At 73.6% G+C, this 26,136-nt stretch carries 23 protein-coding genes and 1 pseudogene; 13 read left to right on the top strand and 11 right to left on the bottom strand.

The features are described from left to right. Positions 1–2 precede the first annotated feature (2 nt). Positions 3–2,528 (top strand): substrate-binding domain-containing protein, encoded by a 2,526-nt coding sequence (locus tag AB0B29_RS19750; protein WP_362241235.1) that lies wholly within the window; start codon positions 3–5, stop codon positions 2,526–2,528. Then, the gene (locus AB0B29_RS19745) at positions 2,528–3,940 is read left to right on the top strand and encodes an extracellular solute-binding protein (RefSeq protein WP_362241233.1); all 1,413 of its coding nucleotides are present in this window, start codon (positions 2,528–2,530) and stop codon (positions 3,938–3,940) included. The genes AB0B29_RS19750 and AB0B29_RS19745 overlap by 1 nt, the downstream gene beginning before the upstream one ends. Positions 3,941–3,953: 13 nt before the next feature. On the opposite strand, the gene AB0B29_RS19740 is transcribed toward AB0B29_RS19745, so the two are convergent. The 3 genes from AB0B29_RS19740 to AB0B29_RS19730 all read right to left on the bottom strand — a co-directional run bounded on the left by AB0B29_RS19740 (position 3,954) and on the right by AB0B29_RS19730 (position 7,288). After that, positions 3,954–4,904 carry a hypothetical protein gene (locus AB0B29_RS19740; protein ID WP_362241230.1) on the bottom strand — a complete coding sequence of 317 codons (951 nt, stop codon included), beginning with the start codon at positions 4,902–4,904 and terminating at the stop codon, positions 3,954–3,956. Between the two features lie 113 nt (positions 4,905–5,017). After that, positions 5,018–7,006, bottom strand: coding sequence for an Ig-like domain repeat protein (locus AB0B29_RS19735; protein WP_362241227.1), 1,989 nt, complete (start codon positions 7,004–7,006; stop codon positions 5,018–5,020). Between the two features lie 129 nt (positions 7,007–7,135). Then, complete coding sequence (locus AB0B29_RS19730) at positions 7,136–7,288, bottom strand: hypothetical protein (RefSeq protein ID WP_362241224.1); 153 nt, start codon at positions 7,286–7,288, stop codon at positions 7,136–7,138. 128 nt (positions 7,289–7,416) lie between these two features. On the opposite strand from AB0B29_RS19730, the gene AB0B29_RS19725 reads away from it, so the two are divergent. Next, the gene (locus AB0B29_RS19725) at positions 7,417–8,760 is read left to right on the top strand and encodes a helix-turn-helix domain-containing protein (protein ID WP_362241222.1); all 1,344 of its coding nucleotides are present in this window, start codon (positions 7,417–7,419) and stop codon (positions 8,758–8,760) included. A 242-nt stretch (positions 8,761–9,002) separates the two neighbouring features. Then, a complete protein-coding gene (locus tag AB0B29_RS19720; RefSeq protein ID WP_362241220.1) occupies positions 9,003–9,794 on the top strand; it encodes a GAF and ANTAR domain-containing protein in 792 nt (263 codons plus the stop codon). A 144-nt stretch (positions 9,795–9,938) separates the two neighbouring features. Here AB0B29_RS19720 and AB0B29_RS19715 read toward each other — a convergent pair whose 3' ends face one another. Continuing rightward, entirely contained in the window at positions 9,939–10,733 is a 795-nt protein-coding gene (locus AB0B29_RS19715) for a hypothetical protein (RefSeq protein WP_362241217.1), read from the bottom strand. 277 nt (positions 10,734–11,010) lie between these two features. Between AB0B29_RS19715 and thrS the strand changes: the two are divergent. After that, a pseudogene (gene thrS, locus AB0B29_RS19710) lies at positions 11,011–12,303 on the top strand (threonine--tRNA ligase); the annotation flags it as partial. Between the two features lie 7 nt (positions 12,304–12,310). Here the strand turns inward: thrS and AB0B29_RS19705 are convergent. Continuing rightward, positions 12,311–12,856, bottom strand: coding sequence for a pyridoxamine 5'-phosphate oxidase family protein (locus AB0B29_RS19705; RefSeq protein ID WP_362241214.1), 546 nt, complete (start codon positions 12,854–12,856; stop codon positions 12,311–12,313). Positions 12,857–12,947: 91 nt separating this feature from the next. Continuing rightward, positions 12,948–13,862, bottom strand: coding sequence for an RNA polymerase sigma factor SigJ (gene sigJ, locus AB0B29_RS19700; protein WP_362241211.1), 915 nt, complete (start codon positions 13,860–13,862; stop codon positions 12,948–12,950). A gap of 157 nt (positions 13,863–14,019) precedes the next feature. Here sigJ and AB0B29_RS19695 point away from each other — a divergent pair, with 157 nt between their 5' ends. Together AB0B29_RS19695 and AB0B29_RS19690 are read left to right on the top strand one after the other, a co-directional pair. After that, positions 14,020–14,559, top strand: coding sequence for a YceI family protein (locus AB0B29_RS19695; RefSeq protein WP_362241208.1), 540 nt, complete (start codon positions 14,020–14,022; stop codon positions 14,557–14,559). Positions 14,560–14,704: 145 nt separating this feature from the next. Then, positions 14,705–15,694, top strand: coding sequence for a nucleoside hydrolase (locus tag AB0B29_RS19690; protein ID WP_362241205.1), 990 nt, complete (start codon positions 14,705–14,707; stop codon positions 15,692–15,694). A 157-nt stretch (positions 15,695–15,851) separates the two neighbouring features. On the opposite strand, the gene AB0B29_RS19685 is transcribed toward AB0B29_RS19690, so the two are convergent. Continuing rightward, complete coding sequence (locus AB0B29_RS19685; protein WP_362241202.1) at positions 15,852–16,790, bottom strand: LAETG motif-containing sortase-dependent surface protein; 939 nt, start codon at positions 16,788–16,790, stop codon at positions 15,852–15,854. A gap of 314 nt (positions 16,791–17,104) precedes the next feature. On the opposite strand from AB0B29_RS19685, the gene AB0B29_RS19680 reads away from it, so the two are divergent. Further along, positions 17,105–18,766, top strand: coding sequence for a glycoside hydrolase family 13 protein (locus AB0B29_RS19680; protein ID WP_362241200.1), 1,662 nt, complete (start codon positions 17,105–17,107; stop codon positions 18,764–18,766). Positions 18,767–19,041: 275 nt separating this feature from the next. Here the strand turns inward: AB0B29_RS19680 and AB0B29_RS19675 are convergent, their stop codons facing one another. Both AB0B29_RS19675 and AB0B29_RS19670 read right to left on the bottom strand, forming a co-directional pair. After that, positions 19,042–19,575 carry a hypothetical protein gene (locus AB0B29_RS19675; protein WP_362241197.1) on the bottom strand — a complete coding sequence of 178 codons (534 nt, stop codon included), beginning with the start codon at positions 19,573–19,575 and terminating at the stop codon, positions 19,042–19,044. Then, the gene (locus AB0B29_RS19670) at positions 19,572–19,946 is read right to left on the bottom strand and encodes a DUF6479 family protein (protein ID WP_362241195.1); all 375 of its coding nucleotides are present in this window, start codon (positions 19,944–19,946) and stop codon (positions 19,572–19,574) included. Before AB0B29_RS19670 ends, AB0B29_RS19675 begins: the two co-directional genes overlap by 4 nt. Positions 19,947–20,090: 144 nt before the next feature. Here AB0B29_RS19670 and AB0B29_RS19665 point away from each other — a divergent pair, with 144 nt between their 5' ends. Further along, on the top strand, positions 20,091–20,507 hold the full coding sequence (locus AB0B29_RS19665; protein WP_362241192.1) for a DUF5994 family protein: 417 nt from the start codon (positions 20,091–20,093) through the stop codon (positions 20,505–20,507). Between the two features lie 16 nt (positions 20,508–20,523). On the opposite strand, the gene AB0B29_RS19660 is transcribed toward AB0B29_RS19665, so the two are convergent. After that, positions 20,524–20,886, bottom strand: coding sequence for a DUF1304 domain-containing protein (locus AB0B29_RS19660; RefSeq protein WP_362241189.1), 363 nt, complete (start codon positions 20,884–20,886; stop codon positions 20,524–20,526). Positions 20,887–21,208: 322 nt separating this feature from the next. Between AB0B29_RS19660 and AB0B29_RS19655 the strand changes: the two genes are divergently transcribed. The 4 genes from AB0B29_RS19655 (at position 21,209) to AB0B29_RS19640 (ending at position 25,126) form a co-directional block, all read left to right on the top strand. Beyond that, positions 21,209–23,146, top strand: a complete 1,938-nt coding sequence (locus AB0B29_RS19655; RefSeq protein WP_362241186.1) for a hypothetical protein — start codon at positions 21,209–21,211, stop codon at positions 23,144–23,146. A 232-nt stretch (positions 23,147–23,378) separates the two neighbouring features. Beyond that, positions 23,379–23,942, top strand: a complete 564-nt coding sequence (locus AB0B29_RS19650) for a tellurite resistance TerB family protein (protein WP_362241184.1) — start codon at positions 23,379–23,381, stop codon at positions 23,940–23,942. Between the two features lie 142 nt (positions 23,943–24,084). Then, positions 24,085–24,447 (top strand): DUF952 domain-containing protein, encoded by a 363-nt coding sequence (locus AB0B29_RS19645; protein WP_362241181.1) that lies wholly within the window; start codon positions 24,085–24,087, stop codon positions 24,445–24,447. Between the two features lie 4 nt (positions 24,448–24,451). Then, positions 24,452–25,126 carry a DUF4328 domain-containing protein gene (locus AB0B29_RS19640; RefSeq protein WP_362241179.1) on the top strand — a complete coding sequence of 225 codons (675 nt, stop codon included), beginning with the start codon at positions 24,452–24,454 and terminating at the stop codon, positions 25,124–25,126. Here the strand turns inward: AB0B29_RS19640 and AB0B29_RS19635 are convergent. After that, positions 25,120–25,971 (bottom strand): putative RNA methyltransferase, encoded by an 852-nt coding sequence (locus AB0B29_RS19635; protein ID WP_362241176.1) that lies wholly within the window; start codon positions 25,969–25,971, stop codon positions 25,120–25,122. The genes AB0B29_RS19640 and AB0B29_RS19635 overlap by 7 nt on opposite strands. Positions 25,972–26,136: the final 165 nt, after the last annotated feature.

Raw genomic sequence — 26,136 nt, 5'->3', positions numbered from 1 at the left:
CGGTGAGCCGCTTCGACCCGCGCGGCGAAGTGAACCGGGCGCTGCTGGTCGCCGTGTCCGAGTACGACCACACAGCACCGGACCCACAGGGCGTCACCGGCCAGCTCCCCGCCGTGCGGCACAACCGGACGACACTCGAGGACGCGCTGCACCGCAGCGCCGTGTTCGGTGCGCACGAGGTGCGGGCCCTGGCCTCGCCGACCCCGGACGAGTTCACGGGAGCGCTCCGCCGCGCCTGCCGCGAGGCCAGGGGGCTGCTGCTGGTCTACTTCGCCGGGCACGCCGTCACCTCCACCTCCGGCAACGAGCTGCACCTGCAGATGCGTACCGCCCGCGTCCTCACGGGCGACGGGCTGCCCGGCTCGGTGACGTTCAGCGAGGTGCTCGGCGAGCTCGTCGAGAGCCGCGCCCAGCAGGTGGTGGTGATCCTCGACTGCTGCTACGCGGGCAACGCCGCGGAGATCTGGCACCGCTTCGACGACCGGCGGAGGCACAAGGTCCTGCTGCTGATGAGCGTGCAGCCCAACCGCTGCATCCCGGGCGGGGACGCGGAGGTCGCCACGCCGTTCACGCGCGAGGTGGTACGGGTCCTCGAGGCGGGCGGGGAGGTGTGGCTCTCCGGGCTGTACGCCGCGGTGAAGGAACGCATGGCCGCCGCGAAGTACAAGGCGGAGGCCGACGACTCGCAGAGACCTCAGGCACTGGCGCCCCCGTGGGACCCGAACGCGGACGTGCTGCTGGCGGCAGGACCGGTGGGCCCGCCCGACGACACCGAGGACCCGCCCGGCTGGTTCTCCTGGCTCCGGCGTTCGCTCGCCCGCGTCCGGGACTCCATCGGGCTGTTTGGCCGCACCGTTGTGGCGCTCGTGCTGGCGTTCGTCGCCATCGGCGCCGCCGGTTACGGAGTTCTGGTCCTGACCGGGGGCTCCGGCCCCTGCGAACCGCCGCTGGAGCTGCGGGTCCTCACCGACCCCGACCTGGAGCCGGCGATGCGGGCGGCAGCGGACGCCTACCTCACCTCGGACGCCAACACCACGGAGGACGGCTGCCCGCGCAGCGGCGTCACCGTCTACAGCGCCGGTGCCGCCCACGTGGTGACCGCGCTGGGCGAGCAGTCCGACCCCTGGCAGCAGCCGAGGGAGGACGTCAACCCGCAGCGGGACATCGGCCCGCAGCCGGACGTGTGGATCCCCGCGACCCGCGCGGACGTCGACCGGGCCGGCGACGCGCAGGTGGAACGCGTCTTCGCCCGGCTGGAGCCGGACAAGGAGCCGCTCGCGTACTCACCGGTCGTGCTGGCCGTCCCGGAGGGCCTCGACGCCGGCGTTCCGACCCTCGGGTGGTCGCTGCCCAAGCTGGTCAGGGCCCTGAAGGACTCGGACGGCAGGACGCAAGTGCGCAGGCCCGACCCCGAGTTCAGCGACTCGGCGCTGCTGGCGACGGTGGGGCTGTACGGCGACGGGGCCGATGTGCGCGGCGCCGAGGGGCTGATCACCCGGGCGGGACGGCCCGAGCCCTCGGCCGTCAGGCTGCTGTGCACGCTGCCCGCGGACGACGCCGTGGACGACCGCAGCGCGGTCCTGGTCCCGGAGTTCCTGCTCAGGAGCGGCGTCGGCTGCCACTCGGTCACCCGCGCCGAGCGCACCGCCGTCTACCCCGACGACGTGCCCGGTCTGGAACCGACGTTCGTGCGGGTGCGCTGGGAGGGCGGCGACCGGGACGTCCAGGCCCGGGACGACAGGGTGGACCGGTTCCGCGACTGGCTGACGGGAGAGGGCGGCCGGGAGGTGCTCGGCCGGCAGGGATTCAGGTCCGCGACGGGCGAACGGGGACTGCTCGCCGGGAAGGCGGCCGACCAGGGGCTGACCGATCCCGTCCCGCCCGCGGACCCCGCCGCCGCGACGGAACTGGACCGGACACTGGAGCGGTACGGCAACGCGCACGGAACCGGCCGCGTGCTGTTCCTCCTCGACAGCTCCGGCTCGATGGCCGGTCTGTGGGACGGCCCCAGCGGCGGCCCCGGCATCCTCAAACAGACCCTGACGGGGCTCGGCAGGGGGGACGAGTACGGGGTGTGGGCGGTGCACGGGGTCAAGGGCCCCACACACACCGAACTGCTGGACTTCGGCAGGCACTCCCGCGCGGCGGCGGAAGAGGCGCTGAGGACCGGCGAGGGAGGCGCCGAGGTGCGGGACGCGGAGGCCGATCCGCGCGCCGCCCTGCTGGACGCCCTGGCGTTCATGCGGGAGCGCGGCGCCGGCGACGAGCGGCCGCAGCTGATCGTGTACCTCACCGACGGCGAGGACGACAGCCGCCTGGCCGGCGACGGCCTCCGCGAGGTGGAGGACCGGGCGCGCGAGTCGGGCGTGCCCGTGGCCATGGTGACGCTGAAGAGCGGGGGCTGCGACCGGGGCCGCCCCGGCACGCGGGTCGCGGAGGCCGCCCAGGGCCGCTGCCTCGACGCCGGGGACGACCTCGTGCCCGCGCTGCGCGACGAGGTCGCCCGCGTCGGAACGGGGGAGGAATGATGGCCCGACGACTGCCGGCCGCCGTACTCGCGTTGCCGGCCGTGCTGGCCCTGCTGTTCCTGGCCGCCTGCACCGGCGGTGACGTACAGCAAGAGCCGCCGGACGCCGACAACCGCCGCCGGATCGTGGTGGCCAGCGGGCAGGACGTGACCGGCAAGAACGGCATCCGCCAACAGCTCATCGACGTCTGGAACGCCGAGCAGGGCGCGCAGGGCTTCGAGGCCCGGCTGGTGGAACTGCCCGGTTCCGCCGACCAGCAGCGCAGCCAGCTGCTCGGCGCCCTCCAGTCGGGCAGCGCCCGGTACGACGTGGTGAACCTGGACGTGACCTGGGTTCCGGAGTTCGCCGACGCGGGCCTGATCCGCCCGCTGACCGACGCGGCCGTCAGGTCCCCGGACGACATCATCCCGTCCGTGGACAGGACGTCGTACTGGAAGGACGAGCGGTACGCGGTCCCGTTCAACAGCGACGCCGGCCTGCTGTACTACCGCAAGGACCATCTGCGGGAGGCCGGTGTCTCCCGGACCGACCTCAGCGACGGGGTCACCTGGGACGAACTGCGGGACCAGATCGACGCCGTCAAAGGGCACTTCGGCTCCCAGGGCCACGAGGGCTGGGCCACCCAGCTCGCCCCGTACGAGGGCCGTACGGTCAACGCGGTCGAGGCGTTCACCTCGGCCGTGCCCGGGCTCCGGCTGACCGACGGCGACGGCGAGTACGCGGCGACCGTGGAACAGCTCACGGCGGGCGTGGCCGAACTGCGTGCGCGCACGGCCCCGCCCTACACCTTCGACGACGCCTCCGAGTCCCGCGAGGCCGAGTCGCTCAGTGCCTTCGCGGAGGGCCGCACCACCTTCCTGCGGCACTGGCCGTACGTCTACCCCACCCTGCGCGAGACCTACGGGGAGAACCTGGGGGTGACCCGGCTGCCCGGCAAGGCGGTCCTCGGCGGGCAGAACCTGGCCGTCACCTCCTCCACGTCCGAGCAGCGGGCCGCCAAGGCGGCGGAACTGATCGCGTTCCTGACCGACCCGGACAGCGAACGCTGCCTGCTGCGCGCCGGTTTCGCCGCGACCCGCGTCTCCGCCTACCAGGAATCCGGCACCGCTCCCCCGTGCCGGCACGCCCCGGCGTACGCCGAGACCCCGGCGGCGTCGCCCACCGGCGAGCGCACCGTCCGCCTGCCCCCCGACCGGATCGCCGACGGCGTCAGCTTCTCCCGCGACATCCTGCTCCCGTCCCTCCGCGAGGGCGTGCACCGCCCGCGCACCCCGCTGTACGGGGCGGTGACACACACCCTCATCACCGAACTGGACGCCCTGTACGGCCCGATCCCACGTGAGGGCCGGCCGGGCGACGCGGAGATCGCGAAGAGCCTCGACGAGGCGTTGCGGAAGGTTCTGCCCGGTTGACCATGCATTCCGTTCAGGCAGCCTGCCAGGGCATCGCGCCGTGCGACTGGCGGTGAGGCGTCTGCAGCAGCAGGTCCCTGAGGATGCGGCGGCCCTTCTCGTCCAGCCCCGCGCGGAACCGTTCGAAGTCGACGGGCATCACGGCCCCGGCGAAGGCGACGAGGTTGACGTAGCGCTTCACCAGGTGCGGCTGCGCTTGGGACAGTTCGGCGTAGCGCGTCAGCGGATGCCCGGACGCCCGGTGGGCCTGCTCGAGGATGCCCGTGGGGGACATGCCGGGCCCGAGTTCCTTGCCGACGGTGAGCCGGGCTATCACGCCGAGGGACGCGTGCAGGTCCTCGGCACACAGGTACCCGAACTGGTCGCACGTGTACTCGGAACAACGCCAGTAGGGAAGTATCCAGGGGACCACGTACGTCAGGTACCTCAGGCGGTCGAGAATGATCACGGAGAGGTTCAGCCGCCCGTGCCGGGCTTTGAGCCAGCCGATGAAGTTGCCGAGCATGAAGCGCAGGGCCGCGGGACCGTCCTCCTGGAGGCTCGCGGCGAACCCTCCCTCGATGAGGAGGACCCGCGTCCCGAGCAGGCTGGTGACCGTCATCTTTCCCGGGACCTCGTCGACCACGTAGACGTCGACCGGTCGGTGGTAGTCGAGCTTCCTGCGGAGTTCGGCGATCTCCGCGTGGATCTCCGGAAAACTGTCGGGTGTCACTTTGACCGCGCTGCCGAGCAGGCGCGCTTGCCACATCCTCAGGATGACCCACTGGGCCACCGCGACGACGAGGATCGTCAAGAACAAGATCAGAAGACTGGTGCCTCCCAGTGAGAGGGCGATGACCAGGAGGATGCCGAACGCGATCCACACGGAGGCTGCGGCGAGGATCAGCCTGGACCGTTCGTTCGGGTGCCTCACGGCCGGGGTGCGGAGAAAGGACTCGTAGTCCGGGGTGATGGGGAACGTCATGGTGTCTCAGCTCCCTCCGTCCCATTCTCCCCCCGACGCGCCCGTCCCGCACACAGAGCCGGGCGGGAAAACGGCCGGAACCCGCATGACGAGTCCCGGCCGGTTCGCCGGAGTCAGCGGGTGAAGACGAAGTACTTCCACGCCCCGTACGTCGTCGTGTTGACGTCGTCGCCCGACGTCGGATCGATGTAGGACGAGCGGATCCGGAAGCGGGGGCCGACGGGCGGAGTGCCGTCCAGGGTGGCCGCGTCCTTGCCGTAGCGGTCGAGCGCGAAGTACTGCGTGGCGGTGGTCCGCCACGCCCCGTCGGCGTACCGCTGCACCTGGAGCTGGTACTTGCGCCCCGGGTACATGGACATCGTCGTGTTCTGGACGGGCGCCTTGGACTGGTGGAAGTAGGAGTACTTCTGGTTCCAGGCCGTCGCGGACTTGTAGGAGCCGCTCAGGGACGTCGAGATGGCGACCCTGGTGTAGGCGGAGTTGGTGACCGTCCTCGCGGCGTACCGGGTGTCGCCCGTGAACTTGGCGCTGACCTTCGTGTCCCGGGTCAGGTGGACCGTCGCGGACAGGTTGCCGTGCGAGTCGACCGTGCCCTTCTTGACCAGGGTGCTCGGCTTGTCGGAGCCGTAGGGGTCGGCCCAGATCTCGACCGTCCGGTTCTTGTACGTGGTGCCGAGGTGCGCCGCGAACGTCACGTCGCTGCCGTAGCCGTACGCCTTGCCGTCGTTGTTCAGCGTGAGCGCGGCCGTGGACTTCGCGACGCTCACCTCGTGGGTGGCGGAGGCGCCGGCGTGCGCGTCGTCACCCGCGTAGGTGACCGTGTACGTCACCTTGCCGCCCGCCGGCGGGGTGTCGGCGAAGGTGTACGAGCCGTCGGTCCCGACGGTCGCCGTGCCGAGCGGCTTGCCGGCCGGGGACTCCTCGTCGGTGCGGGTGACAAAGACCTTCGTGTCCGCCCCGAACGCCGCCGACGAGGCCAGCGTGCCGGTGAGGGTCAGGGAGGTCCCACGGCCGGCCGTGGCCGGGGCGTTCACCGTGAGGGTGGTGGGCGCCTTCGTCGGCGCGTCGTAGATCCGCAGGGCGTACGCGTCGGAGCCGTTCTTCGAGAGGGCGAAGAGCCTGCTCTCGTCGGGCGCCCAGGCGAGGCCCGCCGGGGCCAGCAGGTCCGAGTCGCCGGGGGTGCCCGTGTCGGGCAGGTCGTACTGCCTGACCGGCGTCTCCACACCCTGCTTGAAGACGTGGACGTCCGGCTCGTACGAGGAGTCGGTGCCCGCCGCGACGTCGCCGTTGGGGGCGATGTCCACCGCGTTCGGGTACGTGTTGGTGACGTACTTGCCGTCGGCGGTGAGGTCCGTGAGCTTGTAGACGGCCTGGTAGTAGGGGGCGCCGCTGGCCGTGACGACGTCCTTGCCGTCCGGCGTGACCGCGAGGTCCTGGAGGTTGCCGCCGCCGGTGCTGCCCGGGTCGAAGGCGTAGGCCGTACGGCTCGCGGTGCCGGAGGAGACGTCGTACACGGCGAGTTCGACCGGGCTCTGCCCCGGCGCCCCCGCGACGAGCGTGCCCGGGGCGCCTGCGGAGGCGTCCAGGATCGGGGCGTCGTAGAAGGTGCGGCCGGTGTCCTGGCCCAGGGTGACCCCCGGGTCGGCGGCGCTGGGGTCGAGCGAGCCTATGTTGCCGTTCCCGCCGGCGCCGTAGCTGAACCACAGCCTGCCGCCGGCCAGGGCCACGTACGACGGGCCGCCGCCCGCGCCCGTGGCGTAGCGGCGGGACTCGGTCGCGGTGGCCGTGTCGATCGCGACGACCGCGTCCGCGTCGCGCACGGCCGCGTACAGCGTGCCCGAGTCGGGCGACAGCTCCAGGCCGCGCACGCCGGGCAGCGAGCCCACGGTCCCGGTGACCGTGCCCGCGTAGTCGGTGACGACGACCTGACCGGCCGTGGGATCACTGATGAAGACGCGGTGGTGGACCCCGTCGACGACGATGTCGCCGCTCGACTTCAGGGGCAGCAGCGCGCTGGAGTCGGCCGTCGCCGGTCCGGCGCCCGCCGCTGCGAGCGTGACCGAACCCAAGAGGACCGCGAGCGTCGTCGCGGTCGTGAGCATGCGTCTGTGCACGGTGTTCCGAACCCCCGTGTGAGTGAAGTGATCAGCCCGCGCAGGCTAGAACACCCCTCTGACACATGGGTGAACAGGCACGTAAGACGCTGGTGTGAGGGGCGTTTTTCCGTCACTTCAGCGGGAGTCGGCGGTGGTCTGCAACGCCGGCCGTGGGGCCTCGGCCCTCGCCGGCCCCGCGTTCGCCGCGAGCAGCAGGGTCGCCACCGCGACGAGGGCGGCGGTGAAGCCTCGGGCGTACCGCTCGGCGGTGCGTGTGCGGCTCGGCACGGCGACCTCGCAACAGGGGCGGCGACTACGGCGGCAACGTGTTAAGCAGGTTCGACAATCCTGCTTAACACTCCGTTTAACCTAGGGGCAGTTCCGGTCGAACGGCAAGAGCTGCAGGGGGAGTTGGCGTGGGGGAGCGTGACGATCCGGGGACCATCGGGCGCCGGGTGCAGCGGTTGCGTGCGGAACGGGGACTGACGCAGCGGCAGTTGGCGGAACCGGTGTACACACCGGCCTACATCTCCACCCTCGAGTCGGGCCGGGTACGGCCTTCCGACGACGCCCTGCGGCATCTCGCGGAGCGGCTCGGCGTGGCCTTCGACGAGCTCGCCGGCGGGCGCTCGGCCCGGCTCGTCACCGGGCTGCGGCTGCGGCTCACCGAAGCCCAGCGCACCCTGGCCGACGGCGAGGCCGGGGCGGCCGCCGGGCAGTACGCCGGGCTGCTCGCCGAGGCCGAGACGCACGGGCTCGCCGCCGAGCAGTCCGCCGCCCTGCTCGGACTCGGCGAGTGCGCCCTGGAGACCGGCGAACTCGTCGCCGGACGCCGGTACTTCGAACGGGCCGAGAAGTGCCTGGCCGGCGCGCCGCTGCCCGCCCGGGTCCCGGCCCTGCGCGGCCGGGCCGTCGCGCACTACCTCGCCGGTGAACTCCGCTACGCCGTCTACCTGCTGGAGACCACCCTCGACGAACTGAACCGCGGTGGCCTGCACGACCCGGACGCCCTGCTGCTGCTCTACGCCAGCGCCATCGGCCCGTACATGGACATGGGGGCGCACGCCCGCGCCGCCCAGGCCGCCGAGCTCGCCCTGGCCCTCGCCCCGCGCTCCGGCGACCCCGCCCTGGTCGCCCGCATGCACCGCTCCGTCGCACGCACCCTGGTCGCCGAGGGCCGCCTCGCCGAGGCCGACGCCTCCCTGGCCAAGGCCGCCGAGCTGTACCGGGGCCTGCAGATCCGCACCGAACTCGCCAACTGCCACTGGATGCGCGGCTACGTCTACGCCCAGGACGGCCGGCTGGAACGCGCCGAGGAGGAGCTGCGGCAGGCCCTCGGCATGCTGTCGGCCCAGCGCGCCGCCCTCTACAGCAGCCAGGTCACCGTCGAGCTGGCCGACGTCCTCCACCGGCGTGGCCGGTCCGACGAAGCGGCGGCCCTGCTCCACGACGTCCTCGGGCACCTGTCCCCCGAGCGGGGCGCCGTGCACTCCGCCGCCGCGCACCGGCTGCTCGGCATCATCGCCGAGGACGCCCGTCGCACCGAGGACGCCGAGGAGCACTACGTCCGTGCCCTGAGCCTGCTGGAGCGGGCCGGCGCGGCCGGTGACCTGGCCGACCTGTGCCGGCTGCTGGGCGACCTGTTGCGCAGGACCGGACGTGTGGAGGCCGCCCTGGACGCCTACCGGACGGGCCTCGGCCACCGCACGGCCCCCGGCACCACCACCCTCGGACCCGCCCCCGCACAGCCTCCTCTGTGAGGCGCCGTCGGAGGTGCAGGGCTGTTCGCCGTCGGCGCCTTGGCGCAGGTGTTTTGCCCCACCCGCGGCGGGTAGTCGGGGCACGGCTACGAGACGGCCGGGCCCGGTGCGCGCCGGGGACCGGGAAGAGTCGGCCGGACAGTCGCACGGTGGCCCCGCGGGGCGGTCGCACACGGGTTGCCCCGGCCGTGGCCTCGCCCGGAAGCCGTCGACGGTGCAAGCCGCGGTGATCGAAGGAGGCGGTGGTCGTGCGGCCCAGGGACGATCCCCGAGACGTTCCCGGCGGCGACCCGGGCCCTGGCCGCGCCGGGGGCGGCGGCCCTGACCCGGACGGGGCCCGGGCGGCCGACGCGATCGCCAGGGGCGTGCGGGGCGCCGAGCCCGGAGAGGTGCCGGGGCGGCTGTGCGAGGTGGCGGTGGAACTGCTGCCGGTGATCGGCGCGAGCGTGTCGCTGCGCAGCGAGGGCATGCCCGTGCAGCTGAGCGCGAGCAGCGCGCAGGCCGCGCACCTCGCGCAGATCCAGGCGACGCTGGGCGACGGCCCCTGCCAGAGCGCCCTGGCGGACGGCGCGCCCGTCCTCGCCTGCGATCTGACCACGGGCCGGGACGCCGGACGCTGGCCGGTCTTCGCCCAGCAGGCGACGGAGGCAGGGGTGCAAGCGGTGTACGCGGTGCCGCTCGGCAGCGGCGCGGTGTGCGTGGGCACGCTCGACCTGTACCGCGACCGCCCGGGCGGGCTCACCGACCGCCAGCTGCACCTGGCCCGGGTCGTGGCCGGTGTCATGACCGTGGCCCTGATGGCACTGCCGCACGGCGACGAGCCCGATACCCAGGACGGCAACGACTGGCTGAGCGGGCTGGCCACCGACCACGACGAGGTCTACCAGGCCGTCGGCATGATCATGGCGCAGCTGGGCGTGGGCGCGGACGACGCGCTCGCGCGACTGCGGGCGGACGCCTTCGTACACGGGCGTACGGCCCAGGACGTGGCGCGGGACGTGATCGCCCACCGCACCCGCTTCGACCGGTACTGAACGCGACGGAGCGCGGCATCTGAGCCGGAGGGCGGCGTCAGTGGAGGGGCGCGGTCCGCGAGGGAGCGCGGCGTCGGTGGAGGGGCGCGGTCGGCGAGGGAGCGCGGCGTCGGTGGAGGGGCGCGGGGTCGAAGGAGCGCGGCGTCAGATCTGTGCCCTGCCCTGTTTCCTGATCTCGGTCAGGCGCTGTGCCCCGAGCTGCGCCGTCTGCTGGGTGACCTCCGCGTACACCTCGTCCAGGCCGGCGTTGGTGAGGGTGATCGCCTCCTCGCCGACGCGGACCGCGGCGAGGTCCATGGTGAGGTACGTGAGCTCCCCCTCCTTCGTCTCGCCGGCCAGCATGACCCGCAGGGCCTGCCGGGCATCCCCCACCGGCGGCAGCGGCAGGTCACGGACCTCCACGCCCTGGACGAGGCCGCGGCTGGTCGCGGCCGTGAACTCGCCGCACCTGCCGGGCAGCGACCGCATCCAGTCCAGCGTGCGGTCCACCTCCGCCGGGGGATGGGCGGCGACCCGGTAGCGCACCTGGGCGTCGGTGTCCCCGTCGTCGAGCGCGGACGCCGCCTGCGGGCCCTTCGGGGTGCCGAAGGGCTCCTCCGTGTAGAGGACGTCCAGCAGCCGCTGGCAGTCCTGGTCCTGCGTGGTCGCCTTGAGCAGCCCGTCCCGCCAGGTCCCCGCGCCCCGGGACGGTGTCCACGGTTCCCCCAGATCGGCCTCGGTGACCAGCGCCGCCCGGGCCTGCGCCTCGGTGAGGGCGGCCCCGGAACCGGACGGCTGCTCGACGGCGTGGGACGCGCCGGACGCGGAGGCCGAGGCGGACGCGGAGGCGGAGAACCACCGGGGCCGCGGCCCGTCGTCGATGGAGCAGCCCGTGGCCAGCAGGGCGGTCACGGACAGCGTGGAGGCCAGGAGGGCACGGGTGGCCGCGGGGTGGGTCATCGGGAGTGCCTCCTGCGGTGGCTCAAGGAGGCGCCTCGGGGCGGAGCCGCTCTCCAAGATCGGGTGCGTGCTCCTACGGCACCACCACGCCGGCCCGGCCACCAGCGATACGAGCCGTCCGGGTGAGCGGCCCGGGGCGGGCCGGCCCGCCCGAAAAACCGTCGCCCCGCCCCCGGCCCCCCTGTTACGGTCACGCCCATGCAGCGCGCCCAGTCGTACTCGTCCATCACGACGACGCCGGAGAGTGTCCCGGCGCGCTGACAGCTGACCCAGATGTCCGAAGCCCCGGGGCGAGTGCCCCGGGGCTTCGTCGCGTGGTGCTCGCCTCCCCGCCGCGAGGAGTCACACCATGCACGACCACCGCCGACTCGGCCGTGAACTGGACCTGTTCGACACCGACCCGCTGATGGGCGCGGGGCTGCCGTACTGGCTGCCCGACGGCGCGACCGTGCGGCACACCCTGGAGGAGTACGTCCGCGACGCGGAACGCCGGGCCGGTTACCGGCACGTGTACTCGCCCGTCCTCGGCAAACGCGAGCTGTACGAGATCTCCGGGCACTGGGACCACTACGGCGACGACATGTTCCCGCCGATGGACGTGGGCTCCGAGCAGGTCCTGCTGCGCCCGAGCCTGTGCCCCCACCACGCCCTGATCTACCGCTCCCGCTCCCGCAGCTACCGTGAACTGCCCCTGCGCATGGCCGAGTTGGGCGGCATGTACCGCTCGGAGCTGTCCGGCGTCCTCGGCGGTCTGACCCGGGTGCGGGCCATCACCCTCAACGACGCGCACATCTTCTGCACCCTGGAGCAGGCCGTCCAGGAGGCCCGGGCCGCGCTGGAGCTGATCGGCCGTGCCTACGCCGACCTGGGCATCCGCGCGGCCCGGTACCGGCTGTCCCTGCCCGGTGAGGGCGGCAAGTACGTGGCCGACCCGGAGCTGTGGCGGCGTGCCACCGCCCTGTTGAGGGAGGTCCTGGACGGCTCGGGCATCCCGTACGAGGCGGCCGAGGGCGAGGCGGCGTTCTACGGCCCCAAGATCGACGTGCAGATCACCGACCCGGCCGGGCGGGAGTCGACCCTGTCCACCGTGCAGATCGACTTCCACCAGCCGGAGCGCTTCGACCTGCACTACATCGGCCCCGACGGGGCGAAGCACCGCCCGGTCATGGTGCACCGCAGCATCATCGGCAGCGTGGAGCGCGCCGTCGCCCACCTCGTCGAGGAGCACGGCGGGGCCTTCCCGCCGTGGCTGGCGCCGGTGCACCTGGCCGTCCTGCCGGTCGGGGAGGAACAGTTCGGCGCCGCGGACGCGCTGGCCGCCCGCGCCCGGGAGCTCGGTCTGCGCGCCGAGGTCGCCGGGCCCGAACAGGGCACCCTGGCCGCAAGGATCCGCGCGGCCCGGCTGGTGCCGTACCAGGCGGTGATCGGCGGACGGGAGGCCGCCGCCGGGCTGGTGGCGGCGCGGCTGCGCGACGGCCGCCGGCTCGACGCCCTCCCCGCCGCCGAGCTGCTGCGGCGGATCGACGAGCGGGTCGCGGCCCGCGGCACCGAGCTGTGGGCTCAGCCGTAGGGCGGGCTCAGAACGTCCACCGCGTGTGGCTGTACACCCCGTTGTCGCGTCCGAAGCCGTAGGCCGTGTCCGGGGCGACCGCGAACACCACGACCTCGCCGCTGCGGAACCCGTCGCCGATGCCGTGGAACGTGCCCTCGGGGGAGGTGATGTGCGGCCCGTACTTCGTCTCGTACGCCGTGATCACCTCCTCCAGCAGGGCACGGTCGCCGACCGGCTCGGCCGTGCCCTCGACCACGAGGTCGAGCCCGTCGGTGAGGGAGTTCGCCCCGGTCGTCAGCGCGCAGTGCGCGTCGTGCGCGAGGTTCTTCGCCTTCTGCTCCTCGCGGCCGGTGGAGAAGTACAGCACGCCCTCGTGCCAGGCGGCGATGCAGGGCGTGACGTGCAGCCGGCCGTCGGGCCGCACGGTGGACACCCAGAAGATCTCGGCGGTCTCCAATCGTCCCTGTGCCTCGGCCCATGCGGTGGCGGTGACCTCCGAGGCACCCGGGCGCGGATTGAGGGCGGAGCTGTAGCGGGCGTCGAGTTCGGTCGTCGGCTGCTGTGCGGGCATGGCGGGACTCCTTCGTCGTCTCTGCCGGTAACGACCGGCCGACGGCTCCGGAATCATCGCTGCGTCCGTTCGTGTGGCCGGGCGGCGCCGGTCAGTTCGCCGTCCAGGGCCGGAGCTTGCGGGGATTGAGCACGGCCCAGACGTGCTGGATCCGGTCGCCCGCGACGTCGAACGCCAGCACCGACACGGTGACGCCGCCCTTCCGGGCCACGAGGCCGGGCTGGCCGTTGACCGGGCACTCCAGGAGCGTGATGCCGGGGACCGCGCGGGCACGCTCGGCGAAGAAGCGGGCGACCGGCTCGGCGCCCTCGACCGGGTCAAGGGCGGCCGACACGAGCCCGCCGCCGTCGCCGGTCGCGGTCGCGCCGGGGGCCAGCACGCCGATCAGCCCCTCGATGTCCTGGGCCTCCCAGGCCCGCCGGAACGCCCTGACCACGTCCGCGCGCCGGGCCTCGGGGGTCGTCGCGGGAGGTTGCCGCGCACGGATGCGGCGGCGGGCCGACGACGCCAGCTGGCGGCACGCGGCCGGGGTGCGGCCGACGATCTCGGCGACCTCGGCGAACGGGTAGCGGAAGACGTCGTGCAGGACGAACGCGACGCGCTCGGCGGGTGTCATCGACTCGAGCACGACGAGGAAGGCCATGGTGACCGACTCGTCGAGGGTGACCCGGTCCGCCGGGTCGGCCGGGGTGCCGCCACCGACCCACTCCGTACGGCCCGGCAGCGGCTCCGGAATCCATGGGCCGACGTACCGCTCCCGCCGGGCCCGGGCCGAGCCGAGCAGGTCCAGGCAGATCCGGCCGGCGACGGTCGTCAGCCAGCCCCCGGGGGAGGCGACGGCGTCCCGCTGCTCCGGGCGCAGCGCGTACCAGCGGGCGTAGGTCTCCTGCACGACGTCCTCGGCCTCGGCCAGCGAGCCGAGCAGCCGGTACGCGAGGTTGATCAGCTGCCGGCGCTCACGCGTGATCGCGTCCAGGTCGTCGGCCGGTTCGGACGGGATGCCCATGGTGTGTCCCTCGGTCGCAGGTGTCCGCACCCCTCCGACGAGACAGCACGCCGGAAGGTGAGGCCGACGCGGCACCTCACATTCCGCGGGGCTGCGCCGTCGTACTTCCGAGAGCGACGCCGGGGGTCCCACACCCCCCTCTTCTTCAGGAGCAATCATGACCACGACGACCGCACTCGGCGAACTGACCGGCGAGTACGCCCTCGACCCCGCCCGCACGCGCATCGGCTTCACGGCCCGGGCCGCGGGGGTGAGCAAGGTGCGTGGCCGGTTCGAGGCGTTCGAGGGCAGCGCGCGGCTGGACGGGGGCAGCCCCGCGCGTTCCGCGGTCCGGCTCTCGATCCGGGCGGCGAGCGTCCAGACCCGCAACGCCAAGCGCGACGACCATCTGCGCAGCGGCGACTTCCTGGCCGCCGATGCTCACCCGGCCATCGCCTTCACCTCGACGCGCGTGCGGCAGAACGGCGCGGCGCGCTTCGAGGTCACCGGCGATCTGACCGTGCGGGGCGTGACGCGGCAGGTCACCGTGGACTTCGAACTGACCGAGGCCGGCCCCGACCCGCAGGGCACCTTCCGGGCCTCCTTCACGGGCCGGGCGGCCGTCGACCGCCACGACTGGGGCGTGCGCGGGGGCCGCGGGCTGGTCGGCCGGACCGTGACGCTGGAGTTCGACGTCACGGCGGTACGCCGCTCGTGACGCGTGCGCGGCGGCAACCCGGAGCCGGCCGCCGTCGCCGAGGCCGTGAGGTCGCCGTCACGGGAGCCCGGAACCGGCCGTCGTCGAGGCCGTAGGGTCGCTGCTACGGGGCTTGCCCGCGAAGCCACTGGAAGGAGTCCCCGCCGTGACGGACGGCCAGCGCATCCCGGTGATCATCGACTGCGACACCGGCGTCGACGACGCCCTCGCCCTGCTGTTCGCCGTGCGGCACCCCGCGCTCGACGTACGGGCGATCACCTGCGTCGCCGGGAACACGGACGTGGACGGCGTCGTACGCAACACCCTGACCGTGCTGGAGCAGGCCGGCGCCCCCGACATCCCCGTCGCCCGGGGCGCCGAGCGGCCGCTGATCGAGGCTCCCCGCTCGGCTCAGCACGTGCACGGGCACGACGGCATGGGCGACCTGGGCCTGCCGGAACCGGCCCGCAGGCCCGCCGACGTCGACGCGGTGACACTGCTGCGGCGCGAGATCCTCGCCTCCCCGAGCCCGGTCACCCTCATCCCCACGGCGCCCCTCACCAACATCGCGCTGCTGCTGCGCACGCATCCGGAGGTGGTCCGCAACATCGAGCGGATCGTCTTCATGGGCGGCGCGGCGGCCGTCGGCAACGCCACCCCCGTCGCGGAGTTCAACGTCTGGCACGACCCGGAGGCGGCCGCGATCCTGCTCACCGCCGGGGTGCCGATCACGATGTACGGGCTGGACGTGTTCACGCGGGTGGTGGTGCCGGCGGCGGATGTGCGGAGGCTGAGCGGGAGCGGCGAGCCCGGAGCGCGGCTGGCCGGACAGCTGCTCGCCCATCGCCCGGCCCATCCGGACAGCCGCCCCGACGACCCCTCGGAGACGGCCGGCGGTCTCGGGGACGCGGGTGCGGTGTGCGCGGTCGCCGACCCGGAGGGCCTGACGACCCACCGCCTCCCGGTGGAGGTGTCCCTCGCGCCCGGACCGACCCGCGGCATGACGATCGTGGACCGCCGACCCCGGCCGGGCGAGTCGGAACTCCACGAGGGCACGCGCGAACAGCCGCTGGTCGACGTCGGGCTGGACGTGGACGTGGAGCGCTACGTGAAGCTGTACCTGGCGACCGTCGAGGCCCCGGACGGCAAGGCCTGAGAACGCCCGAGGCGTGAGAACGCGAGGCCTGTGAACACCTCAGGCGTGAGAACGCGAGGCCTGAGAACGCCCGAGGCAGGAAACCGCGAGGCATGACAACGCCCGAGGTGCCGTCGCCGCCGGACGACGGCACCTCGGGCGTATGCCTGCTCGCGTGTTACGCGCCGCGCTTGGCCGCGCGGCGGCGGGTCACGACGACGAGGGCCGCACCGCCGGCCAGCAGGGCCGCCGCACCGAGGGCGATCGGGCCGGTGCTGCTGTCGGCGCCGGTCTCGGCGAGGTCGCCGCCACCGCCGTTGGGCTTGGGCGCGACGGGCGTCGACTCGGAGGCGCTCGGGGTGGGCGTGTCCGTGTCGGAGGACGGAGGCGTCGAGGGCTCGGCCGGCTCGGACGGGGACGCCGGAGGCGTGGTCTCCTCGGCCGGCTCGGACGGGCTCGCGGGCGGCGTGGAGGCGGGCGGCTCGGTCTCCGCCGGCGGCGGGGTGGCGGTGCAGTCCTTCGTGCCGCCGTTCCAGGCCGCGATCAGCTTGTCCTTGATGACCGGGTGGTCCGGGCCCTTGGGCAGCTCGCCGTGCTCGAAGCCGTCCTTCGCGTCCAGCTTGCCGTCGAACTTCACCGCACCCCGGTAGAGGTCGATCTGCCCGAAGCAGCCCTTGTCCGGGATGGCGATGTCGAGTGTGTCGGTGCCGCCCTTCTTGACCGTCACCGAGTCGAAGTCGACGAACACCTGCTCGCCGGAGGTCGCGAACGTCGCGCCGTGGGCGAGGTAGGAGGCGAGGGAGGCCGTGCAGGTGGCCGCGTCGCCGGCGGCGCGGACCGTGATGTGGACCTTGCCGTCCTCGGTCGGCTTCAGGTTCTGGTCGTCGACCTTGACCGAGTCGTAGAAGTTGGTGCCGTCGAGCGAGAACTGGCAGCGATCGGTCCCGGTCTCCGTGCCCGCGCCCGTGCCGGGCTTGTAGCTGCCGCCGGACGACCAGCCGTCTCCGCCGGGCGCGCCGTGCGCGAACGCGGTCGTGGCGGAGGCGGCGCAGAGGGCGAGGGCGGCGGCGCTCGTCCCCAGCAGGCGTCGCGCGGTGACACGTCTCGCTATGGACATGCGTATCCCATTTCTTGGCGTGTGCCGAACCCGGGTGACGGCATGCGGGCAGCGCGCAGCGCGCGGCTGCCGTGCCGCACCGGGGAGTGAGTGGTGTGAGAAACACTGGGCTCATTGGTCACATGTGCCTCAGTGGCCCCATCGTGGCGGCGCCGCAGCACACTGTCAACCTGCGCTGATACAAAAAGAGTTGCGCTGCCCTCACAACTTCGTCACAGCAGGAATGGATCACTCCGATCAACGCGATGGTTCCTTTTTCCGGCATTCTGGACAGATTCAATGCTGTCGCCCGTATGCCCTGAGAAGGAGACCGCGTGACTGAGCGCTCGACCCTCGACCTGTCGTCCCGGGACCCCGACTGGTGGCGCCAGGCCGTCGTCTACCAGATCTACCCCCGCAGCTTCGCCGACGCCGACGGTGACGGACTCGGTGACCTGCGCGGCATCACCCGCCGCCTCGGTCACCTCGCCGCCCTGGGCGTGGACGCCCTGTGGCTGAGCCCCTTCTACCCGTCCGAGCTCGCCGACGGTGGCTACGACGTCGCCGACCCCCGTGGCGTCGACCCGCGCCTGGGCACCCTCGACGACTTCGACGCCCTGGTCGCCGAGGCGCACCGCCTCGGTCTGAAGGTCATCGTCGACATCGTGCCCAACCACTCCTCGCACCGGCACGCGTGGTTCCAGGAGGCCTTGGACGCGGGGCCCGGCTCGGCCGCCCGCGACCGCTACGTCTTCCGGGACGGCCGCGGCGAGCACGGCGAACTCCCGCCCACCGACTGGCAGTCCGTCTTCGGCGGCAGCGCGTGGAAGCGGGTGCCCGACGGCCAGTGGTACCTGCACCTGTTCGCCCCCGAGCAGCCCGACCTCAACTGGGAGAACCAGGAGGTCCGTGCCGACTACCGCACCACCCTGCGCTTCTGGTCGGACCGCGGGGTCGACGGATTCCGCGTCGACGTCGCCCACGCCCTCGTCAAGGACCTGAGCGAACCGCTGCGCGACCTCGGCCGGGCCGAGCTGAGCCGCGAGGAGGCCCTCACCGCGATGCCGCCCGGCACGCACCCCTTCTACGACCGCGACGACGTGCACGAGATCTACCGCGACTGGCGCAAGATCCTCGACGCCTACCGCCCGCCCCGCATGGCCGTCGCCGAGGCGTGGGTGCCCGGCGCCCGGCGTGCGCTGTACGCCCGACCGGACGAGCTGGGCCAGGCCTTCAACTTCGAGTACCTGCAGGCCGGATGGGACGCGCAGGAGCTGAAGCAGGTCATCACCGACTCGCTCGCCACCGCCCGGGCGGCGGGCGCCTCGGCCACCTGGGTGCTGTCCAACCACGACGTCATCCGGCACGCCTCCCGCCTGTCGCTGCCGCCCGGCACCGACCTCAACGCCTGGCTCCTGGCCGGCGGGCACGCCCCGGCCGTCGACGAGGCGGCAGGGCTGCGCCGGGCGCGGGCGGCCACGCTGCTGATGCTGGCGCTGCCCGGCTCGGCCTACCTCTACCAGGGGGAGGAACTCGGCCTGCCCGAGGTCGCCGACCTGCCCACGGAGGTGCTGCAGGACCCGATCTGGGAGCAGACGGGGCATGTCCGCAAGGGCCGTGACGGGTGCCGGGTGCCGCTGCCGTGGACGACGACCGGACCGTCGTACGGCTTCGGGCCCGGCGGTGCGTGGCTGCCGCAGCCGGCCGGCTTCGCCGCGTACGCCGTGGAGGCCCAGGACGGGGTCGAGGGCTCCACCCTGGAGCTGTACCGCACAGCCCTCAGGCTGCGCCGCAAACTCCTCGACGGGGAGGAGCTGACCTGGGCGGACGACGTCCCCCAGGGCGTGCTCCGGTTCGACCGCTGCGAGGGGTGGCGCTGCGTTGCGAACCTGTCCGGTGCGGCGGTCGAGATGCCGGCGGGTGAGGTGCTGCTGAGCAGCGCGCCCCTGGAGGACGGGCGGCTCGGGCCGGACACGACGGTGTGGCTCGGGCGGTGAGGGAGCGGCCGTGCCGTGGTGCCATGGCGCCGTTGGGGTGTAGGGCATGGCGCCGTAGGGCCGTGCGGCGTCGTTTCGGCTGCGGCGCCGTCGTGGCTGGTCGCGCAGTTCCCCGCGCCCCTGGGGTTGTGGCGGGGGTGGTGCGTTTGTGACGGCGCCGTCGTGGCTGGTCGCGCAGTTCCCCGCGCCCCTTTGGGGCGCGGGTCCACTCGCATGGCCCAGTAGGGCGGGCCGATGAGCGAGCAGGTCGACCGCGTCGCCCCGGCCGGTGGGGATCAGTAGCGGACCGCGCGGGCGACCTCGGTGCGGACCTCACCGGACAGGTCGTGGGTGCTGCGGGCGGTGGCCGTGGCCGAGTGGCCGGCCTGCACGTGGTCCACCGTCACGATGACCGTGTCGACCAGCTGCCCCCCGGTGTCCCGGAAGTCGACCTGGACGGCGAAGGACCGGGTCGAGTCGTCGGTGTTGTGGGCGGTGACCTCCGTGCGGATGCGGCCGTCGGAGCCGGTGACGGTCGGGCCGGTCCTGACGTCGGCCTTGACGTCGATGCCGTCCTGGATGTCGTCGAGCCGCCGCTGGGCCTCGGCCGTGGCGGACTCCACCGCCTCGGAGGCCTCCGAGGCGATCGACCCCACGGCGGACTCCGCCTTGCTCGCGGTGTCCGAGGGGGTGTTGTCACTGCTGCAGCCGGTGAGCACGGCGGACAGGCCCAGCGCCAGGGCCGCCCCGCCCGTCGCCCAGCGCCTGCGGGGGCGGGCGGACGGGCCGCGCCCCAGGGTGGCGCCGGCTCCCGGGCCTCGCGGCGTCATGTGCGTCCGAGCCCGCCCCCGCCGAACGATCCGCTGGATCCGGGCGACCAGCGGCGCGGTTTCTGGTCCTTGCCGGTCCTGGTGCTCGCCCGGTGCAGCTCATGGGGCATGAGCCGCTGACCGTCGCGTGCCACGACCGGAACGTCGTCGGGCTCCCGCATCTCCCGGGTCTCACGGACCGGCCCGCCCTCCGGGATGTGCGGCTGTTCCTCCGGAGCGGGGTGGTGGGTGTCCTTGTCCATGACCTGCATCCCGACCCGCACGGCCCAGATCAGCGCACAGGCCACGATCAGCCCGCCGACGAAGGCGATGGTCACGGCGACCGCGTGATCTGACGACGCCGCCAGTTCTGCATACGTAGCCGTATTCATGCCCCTAGTATCGCCGACGGAATGCAATAAAGCGCCCGGAATGTCCTACCGTCCCGCGGCGTACGGTGGAGGACGGAGGGTGTGCCGCACCTCGTGGCCGCACCGGCCTCCCGGCCACCCCCGGGCCAGCAGCAGGAGCCCGCGATGACCTCTTCCGCCTCCGCTTCCCCGGCACCGCTCCCCGCATCCCGAGAAGTCCGGCTACGGCTCGCCGGGACGACGCGCTACGGCCGTACGGCACGGCGTATCGACGGCGCGTGGTGGCCCCGGTCGGACGACCTGGCCGAGGAGCTGACCGGGCTGCTGGGCGTGCTACCGCGCGCCTGGGGGCGGATCAGCAGCGTCCTGGTCCACGGAGGATCCTGGCCGGACTGCCCGGCACAGCTGGTGGTCTCCGGGCAGACGGTGCACGTCGGCCACAACGACTCACCCTCCGCACCGCACACCGTCTGCCTGGTCGCGCCCGGCCGGGGCCGCTACGACCTGCTGGTGGTGCCGCCCGCGACGGCGCAGGCGGAGGCCGGCCGGCTGATGGAGCAGGCCGTCACCCAGGACGCGTGACGCCCTGCCCTGCCGCTCAGTGCGCCGACAGCACCAGGGCGAGGGCGACCAGCGCCGGGACGGTCTGCACGAAGAGGATCTTCCGGCTGGAGGTCGCGGCACCGTAGACCCCGGCGACCGCCACGCACACCAGGAAGAACACCGAGACCTGGAAGCCCACCGGGTCGGACGCCACCGCACCCCACGCCAGACCGGCGGCGAGGAAGCCGTTGTAGAGGCCCTGGTTGGCCGCCAGGGCCTTCGTCCCCTCGGCGAACTCGGCGCTGGTGCCGAAGGCCGCCCGGGCCCTCGGCGTGGTCCACAGGAACATCTCCAGCACCAGGATGTAGGCGTGGAGGGCGGCGAGGGCCAGCACCGCGAGCGTGGCGACGGTCGACATGCGCTCATCATCACAGGCGGCCCGGTGCGTCCCCCTTCGGCCCTCCCGGGAGGCGGCGCGGGGCCCCGGGTGGCAGATTACGGCCAGAGGCCGGGTCCGGCCGTCGCGTCCCCGCGTGTGCCGCTCGGGAGCCGGACCCGGCCTTCCCCCATGACACGCCCCCGCCCCGCTGCTTCCTGTCCGGTTCCTGTCCGGAATCCACCATTCTCGGTTGACCGGGAGACTCGGGTTTGATCAGCTGTCCCACCAGTCCTGTTCGATTCTGATCGAGCAGCGCACGGCTCCATGGGGGGAGCTGGTGACGAGTGGGGGAGTTCTCTTGATGCATCACGGTCCCGCCGTGCCGCGCCGCGCCGGTTTCCGGCTCGGCGCCGCGGCCCTGACCTTCGCGGCGCTGGCCGCCGGCACCGCCCTGGCGGGCGCGTCGGCCGCCACGGCCGTGGGCAGCCCGGCGCCCGCCGGGAAGGCGTGCACGCCGACGGAGGGCTTCTCCGGCTGCCGCCTCTTCGTCCCGACGGACGCGAAGCAGGACTTCAAGGTGCCCTCCGGCGTGACGGGCCTGGACGTACGAGTCTGGGGGGAGGGCGGCGGCGGCAACTCCATGACGACCGGCGGTGCGGGCGGTTTCGTCGCCGGCACCCTGAAGGTGACGCCCGGCGAGGTGCTGAGCCTCGCCGTCGCCGGGCCGCGCTCCGGTGACGCTCTCGGCGGCGAGGCGGGCGCCTCCGGTGTCGCCTCCGGTGCCGCGCGCGGTGGCAACAGCAGTGCCATCCGCACGAGCTCCGGTTCGCCACTGGTCATCGCAGGTGGCGGTGGCGGCGGTGGAGGCGAGAACAGAGGCCACGGCCAAGGGGGTGTCGCCGGCGGTGAGTCCGGCCAGGACGCCTCCGAGGCCGGTCGCGGCGGCAAGGGCGCCACCGGCGGCAAGGGCGGCGCGGGCACCGGCAACGGTGTGGCGGGCGCCGACCACGCCAAGGGTGGTGCGGGCGGCGCCGGCGGCTCGGGCAGGTACGGCGGTGGCGGGGGCGGTGCCGGTTACGCGGGCGGCGGTGGTGGCACGGGCGCCGAGACCGACTCGCCCACGGGTACGACCGGCAGCGGTGGCGGCGGCTCCAGCTACGCCGAGCCGGCCCGGGTGGACGACGCCCGGCTCGTCGTCGGCAAGGGCAACAAGGCGCCGGAGAAGACCGACCCGTTCTGGGCTCCCTCCGGTGACCCGGTCAACTCGGGTGTGGCCGAGGGCGGCGCCAACGCCCCCGGCGGCCCCGGCCGGATCGTCCTGCAGTGGCGGCAGTCCCCCGCCACGGACCGGCTGATCCAGGTGTCCGGCACCGACGCCACGACCAACCCGGGCACCGACGTCGAGCCGCTGGCCGTGGTGGCCCGGGACAAGGACGGCAAGCCGGTCGCCGACACCTCGGTGACCTTCACCGTCGAGGACCCCGACGGTCTGAAGCCGTTCTTCTACCTCACCGGCGGCCCGGACGGCGACGAGACCGTCGTGGCGACCGACGCCCGGGGCCGTGCGCAGACCCCGTGGATCGGCCTGGGCAGCCGCAAGGAGGGCTCGTTCACCGTCCGGGCGAAGACGCTGGGCGCGTCGGCGACCCTCACCGTGCGGGTCAAGGCGTCCCCGTACACCGTGGGCCGCGCCGGCGGCGACGAGCAGAAGGCCGAGCAGGGACAGGACTTCGCCGACGCGCTGCTCGCCCGGGTGGTCAAGTCGGGTGCGACCGTCCCGGCCGGCACCGAGGTGGAGTTCCGCGTCGAGGACACCGGCGAGGACGCGCCCCGCTTCGAGGGCGAGGACCGGGTCGTGCGCGTGAAGACCGACGACTCGGGCGTCGCGACGGCCCCTGCGCTGACCGCCGGTGAGGGCACGGGCACGTACACCGTGGCCGCGTCGGTGGGTGACGCCATGACGCAGTTCGCGGTCGAGGTCGTCCCCGGTGACGGCCCACCGGAGCCCGGCCCCGGCGACGAGTCCGGCTCCCCGTCCCCCAGCCCCACGGCCGACCCGAGCCCCTCCGCCGAGCCGGGCCCGTCGAGCAGCACCGCCACCTCCGGCACGACCGGCGGCGACGGTACCTCGACCACGGGCGGCGGCACGTCCACCGACCTCGACGGCGGCAGCCTCGCCTCCACCGGCGTGGGCGGCACGGGCTTCCTCCTCGCGGCGGCCGCGGCCCTGGCCGCGGTGGGCTTCGCGGCCTTCCGCCTCGCCCCGCGCCTGAAGCCGCGCTCACGAGACGGCGTCTGAAGCTGCTCTCACGGCGACGGCGCCTGACACCAATGCACCGCTACGGCGCCTGACACCAAGACACCGCTACGACGCCTGACGCCGTGTCACCGCGACGGCCCGCACCCGGTCACCGGGTGCGGGCCGTCGTCTTTCGTTTTGCGGAACCTTTGCCTGTGCGCCGGGCGTTGGAGGGGTGTGCGCGCGTGAGCAGGTGCGCCAGCTGATGCCGACTAGTACCGAGGTGACGTCAATGGCAGTGTGGGACCGGCTCAAGGACCAGGCCAAGGCTTTCCAGCAGGGTCAGGGCGCGCGGGGCGCGACGACCGGCGCGCACGGCGGCGCGCACGGCGGCGGGACGAGGTCCGGCGGTGGGGGCAAGGCCCAGCTGGTCGGCCTGCTGAAGACGCAGCTCGGTTCGCTGAAGAACGAGTTGAAGAGCGGCGCGTACCGGGACGCGAGCATGGCGATGTGCGCCCTGGTCGCGGCGGCCGACGGGCATGTGGACCCGGCCGAGCGCCAGCAGGTCGAGTCCATGATCCTCAGCAACGACGTGCTGCAGAACTTCCCGCCGGAGCAGCTGCGGCAGCGGTTCAACAAGCACGTGGACCAGCTCACCGCCAACTTCATGCTCGGCAAGTCGGAGGTGATGCAGGAGATCGCCAAGGCCGCCAAGAAGCCCACCGAGGCCAGGGCCGTGATCCAGACCGGCATCATCATCGCCGGTTCCGACGGCGACTTCTCCCAGGCCGAGCAGATGGTCCTGCGCGAGGCCTGCGCGACGCTGGGGGTGTCCCCGGCGGAGTTCCAGCTCTGATCGGCGTGCGGGGGCGGGGCTCCGGTCCGCTGTGACGGGGAGCAGGCCCCCGCTTCTTCGGACGCCCTGATCGCCGAGGCGACCGGCGCACCGTGGCCGCCCTGGGGCTCCCGAGGCCACCGGGGCCGTCTATAACTTGGCCATGATCTATCACGTCGTACCGCGCACCGTCTGGACCAGCGGCACCGGCGGGACGTACGCGCCGGCCTCCCTCGCCGAGGAGGGCTTCGTGCACTGCTCCCCGGACGAGGCGACCACGCTGGCCGTCGTCAACGCCTTCTACCGGGACGCGCCCGGGCCCCTGCTGGTGCTCGCCCTCGACGAGGCGCGGCTCACCGCCAGGGTCGAGTGGGAGGCGGCGGCCCCCACCCCGCCGCCCGGCGTCTCCGGTGACGTCCTCTTCCCGCACGTCTTCGGCCCCCTCGACCGGGACGCCGTCGACCACGTCCTGGAGGTGCGGTTCGACGGGCAGGGCCGGGCCGTGGAGTTGCGTACGGCAGGATGACCGGGTGATCGAACAGAAGTTCACCCCTGCCGCCCCGCCGCCCGGCCTGCGCCCCGTCCGGGGAGCGGCCCGTTGCGCCGTCGTCGCCCTCGCCCTCGCCTCGGTCGCCTGGGTGGCCCGGGCGGTGTGGGAGATCCGGCTCGCCGTCGCGGGCGAGCCTGCGTCCGGCCCGCCCGACCAGGGCGGCGGTGTGCACCGTCCGCTGAACACCCTGGAGGACTCCTACCACCTGGTCACCTCCGTGGGCGGCGCCGTCACGGCCGTCTGCGCGATCGTGTTCCTGTTCTGGCTGGACCGGGTGCGGGACAACGCCAAGGTCGTCTCGGGCACGGCCCCGCGCTACGTCTACATCTGGCTCTGGGTGGGCTGGATCGTGCCCCTCATGAACCTGTGGGTACCGCGGGGCCTCGTCGCGGACGTCCACCGCTCGGTCTTCCCCGAGCGGCGGCTGCCGGCCGTCGTGAACTGGTGGTGGGGGCTGTGGCTGCTCGGTCTGGCCGGCGGCGTGGGGATCGTCTACGCCGACGACACGGACGAGATCATCGCCCGTGCCTACGACGGCGTTCTGCCCCTGCTGGCCGCCGACGCGGTGATCGTGGCCGCGGCCGGGGCGGCGGCCCTCATGGTCCACACGCTCACGACGGCCCAGCAGGAGCACATCGCCGCCAAGGGCTACTGAGGGGCCCGCAGCGGCCGGAACACCGACACGGCGAACGAGGCCGTCACCGGCACCGGCGCCCCCAACCGGTCGATACGGTGACCCAGTTCGCCGGCGGTGAGGTGATGCGCCGTCGGACTCATGCCCACCAGGGCGGTGACGTCCTCGGCCGTGAGCCTCATGGCGTACTCCAGCGGCTCGGTGCGATCGAGCCGGAAGTGGGCGTCCAGGGATCGGCGCAGGCGCTCCTCCTTCCTCGGATCGACCGCCAGCAGCCCGACCGGCTCGCGCAGTTCACGCAGGTGACGGCCGGTGGGTGTGACGACGAGCAGCGCGCCGTCCGGGCCGAGGACGCGGTGGAACTCGGGCCCGTTGCGGGGAGCGAAGACGTTGAGTACGAGGTCGGCGCCGCCGGTGCGGACCGGCCACGGCTGCCACACGTCCCAGCGGGCGGCCTCGGCACGGGCGTGCGCGCGGGCCGCCGCGCGCAGGGCGGGCACGGAGCTGTCCAGCCCCACGCCCAGCGCCCCGGGGAGGGCGTCCAGCACCGCGGCGAGGTAGTGGCCGGTGCCCGCCCCGGCGTCCAGCACGGTGGCGCCGGGCGGGGCCAGTTCCGAGGCGAGGCGAGCGAGGGTGTGGGCGAGCGGGCCGTAGTGCCCGGCGCCCAGGAACGCGGCGCGGCTGCGGACCATGTCGGGCGAGTCGGCGCTCGGGGCCCGCCGGTGGCCGGTCAGCAGGCTGACGTATCCGTGGCGGGCGATGTCGAAGGTGTGCCGGCCCGCGCACCGCAGGGCACCGGCGGCGTGTTCGAGGGCGGCGGGGCACAGCGGGCAGGTCAGGACGGACAGGAGACGTTCGGAAGGCAAGGGATGCTCCTCGGAACGCGGTGGCCGCGGCAGGGCGGCGCATCGCGTGCGGGCGGCGGACGGTGGGGCGTCGGCGCCCGCCGGCCGGCCACCGTGGACCGGCGGCAGGGGGCGGGCACACCGAGGACGGCGACGTGATCGATTCACGTCGCCGTCCACACCGCG

The sequence above is a fragment of the Streptomyces tibetensis genome, assembly GCF_040647715.1.
Classification (GTDB): domain Bacteria; phylum Actinomycetota; class Actinomycetes; order Streptomycetales; family Streptomycetaceae; genus Streptomyces; species Streptomyces tibetensis_A.
The sequence above is the reverse complement of the archived record's forward strand: the minus strand, read 5'-3'. Positions and strand labels throughout refer to the sequence as shown.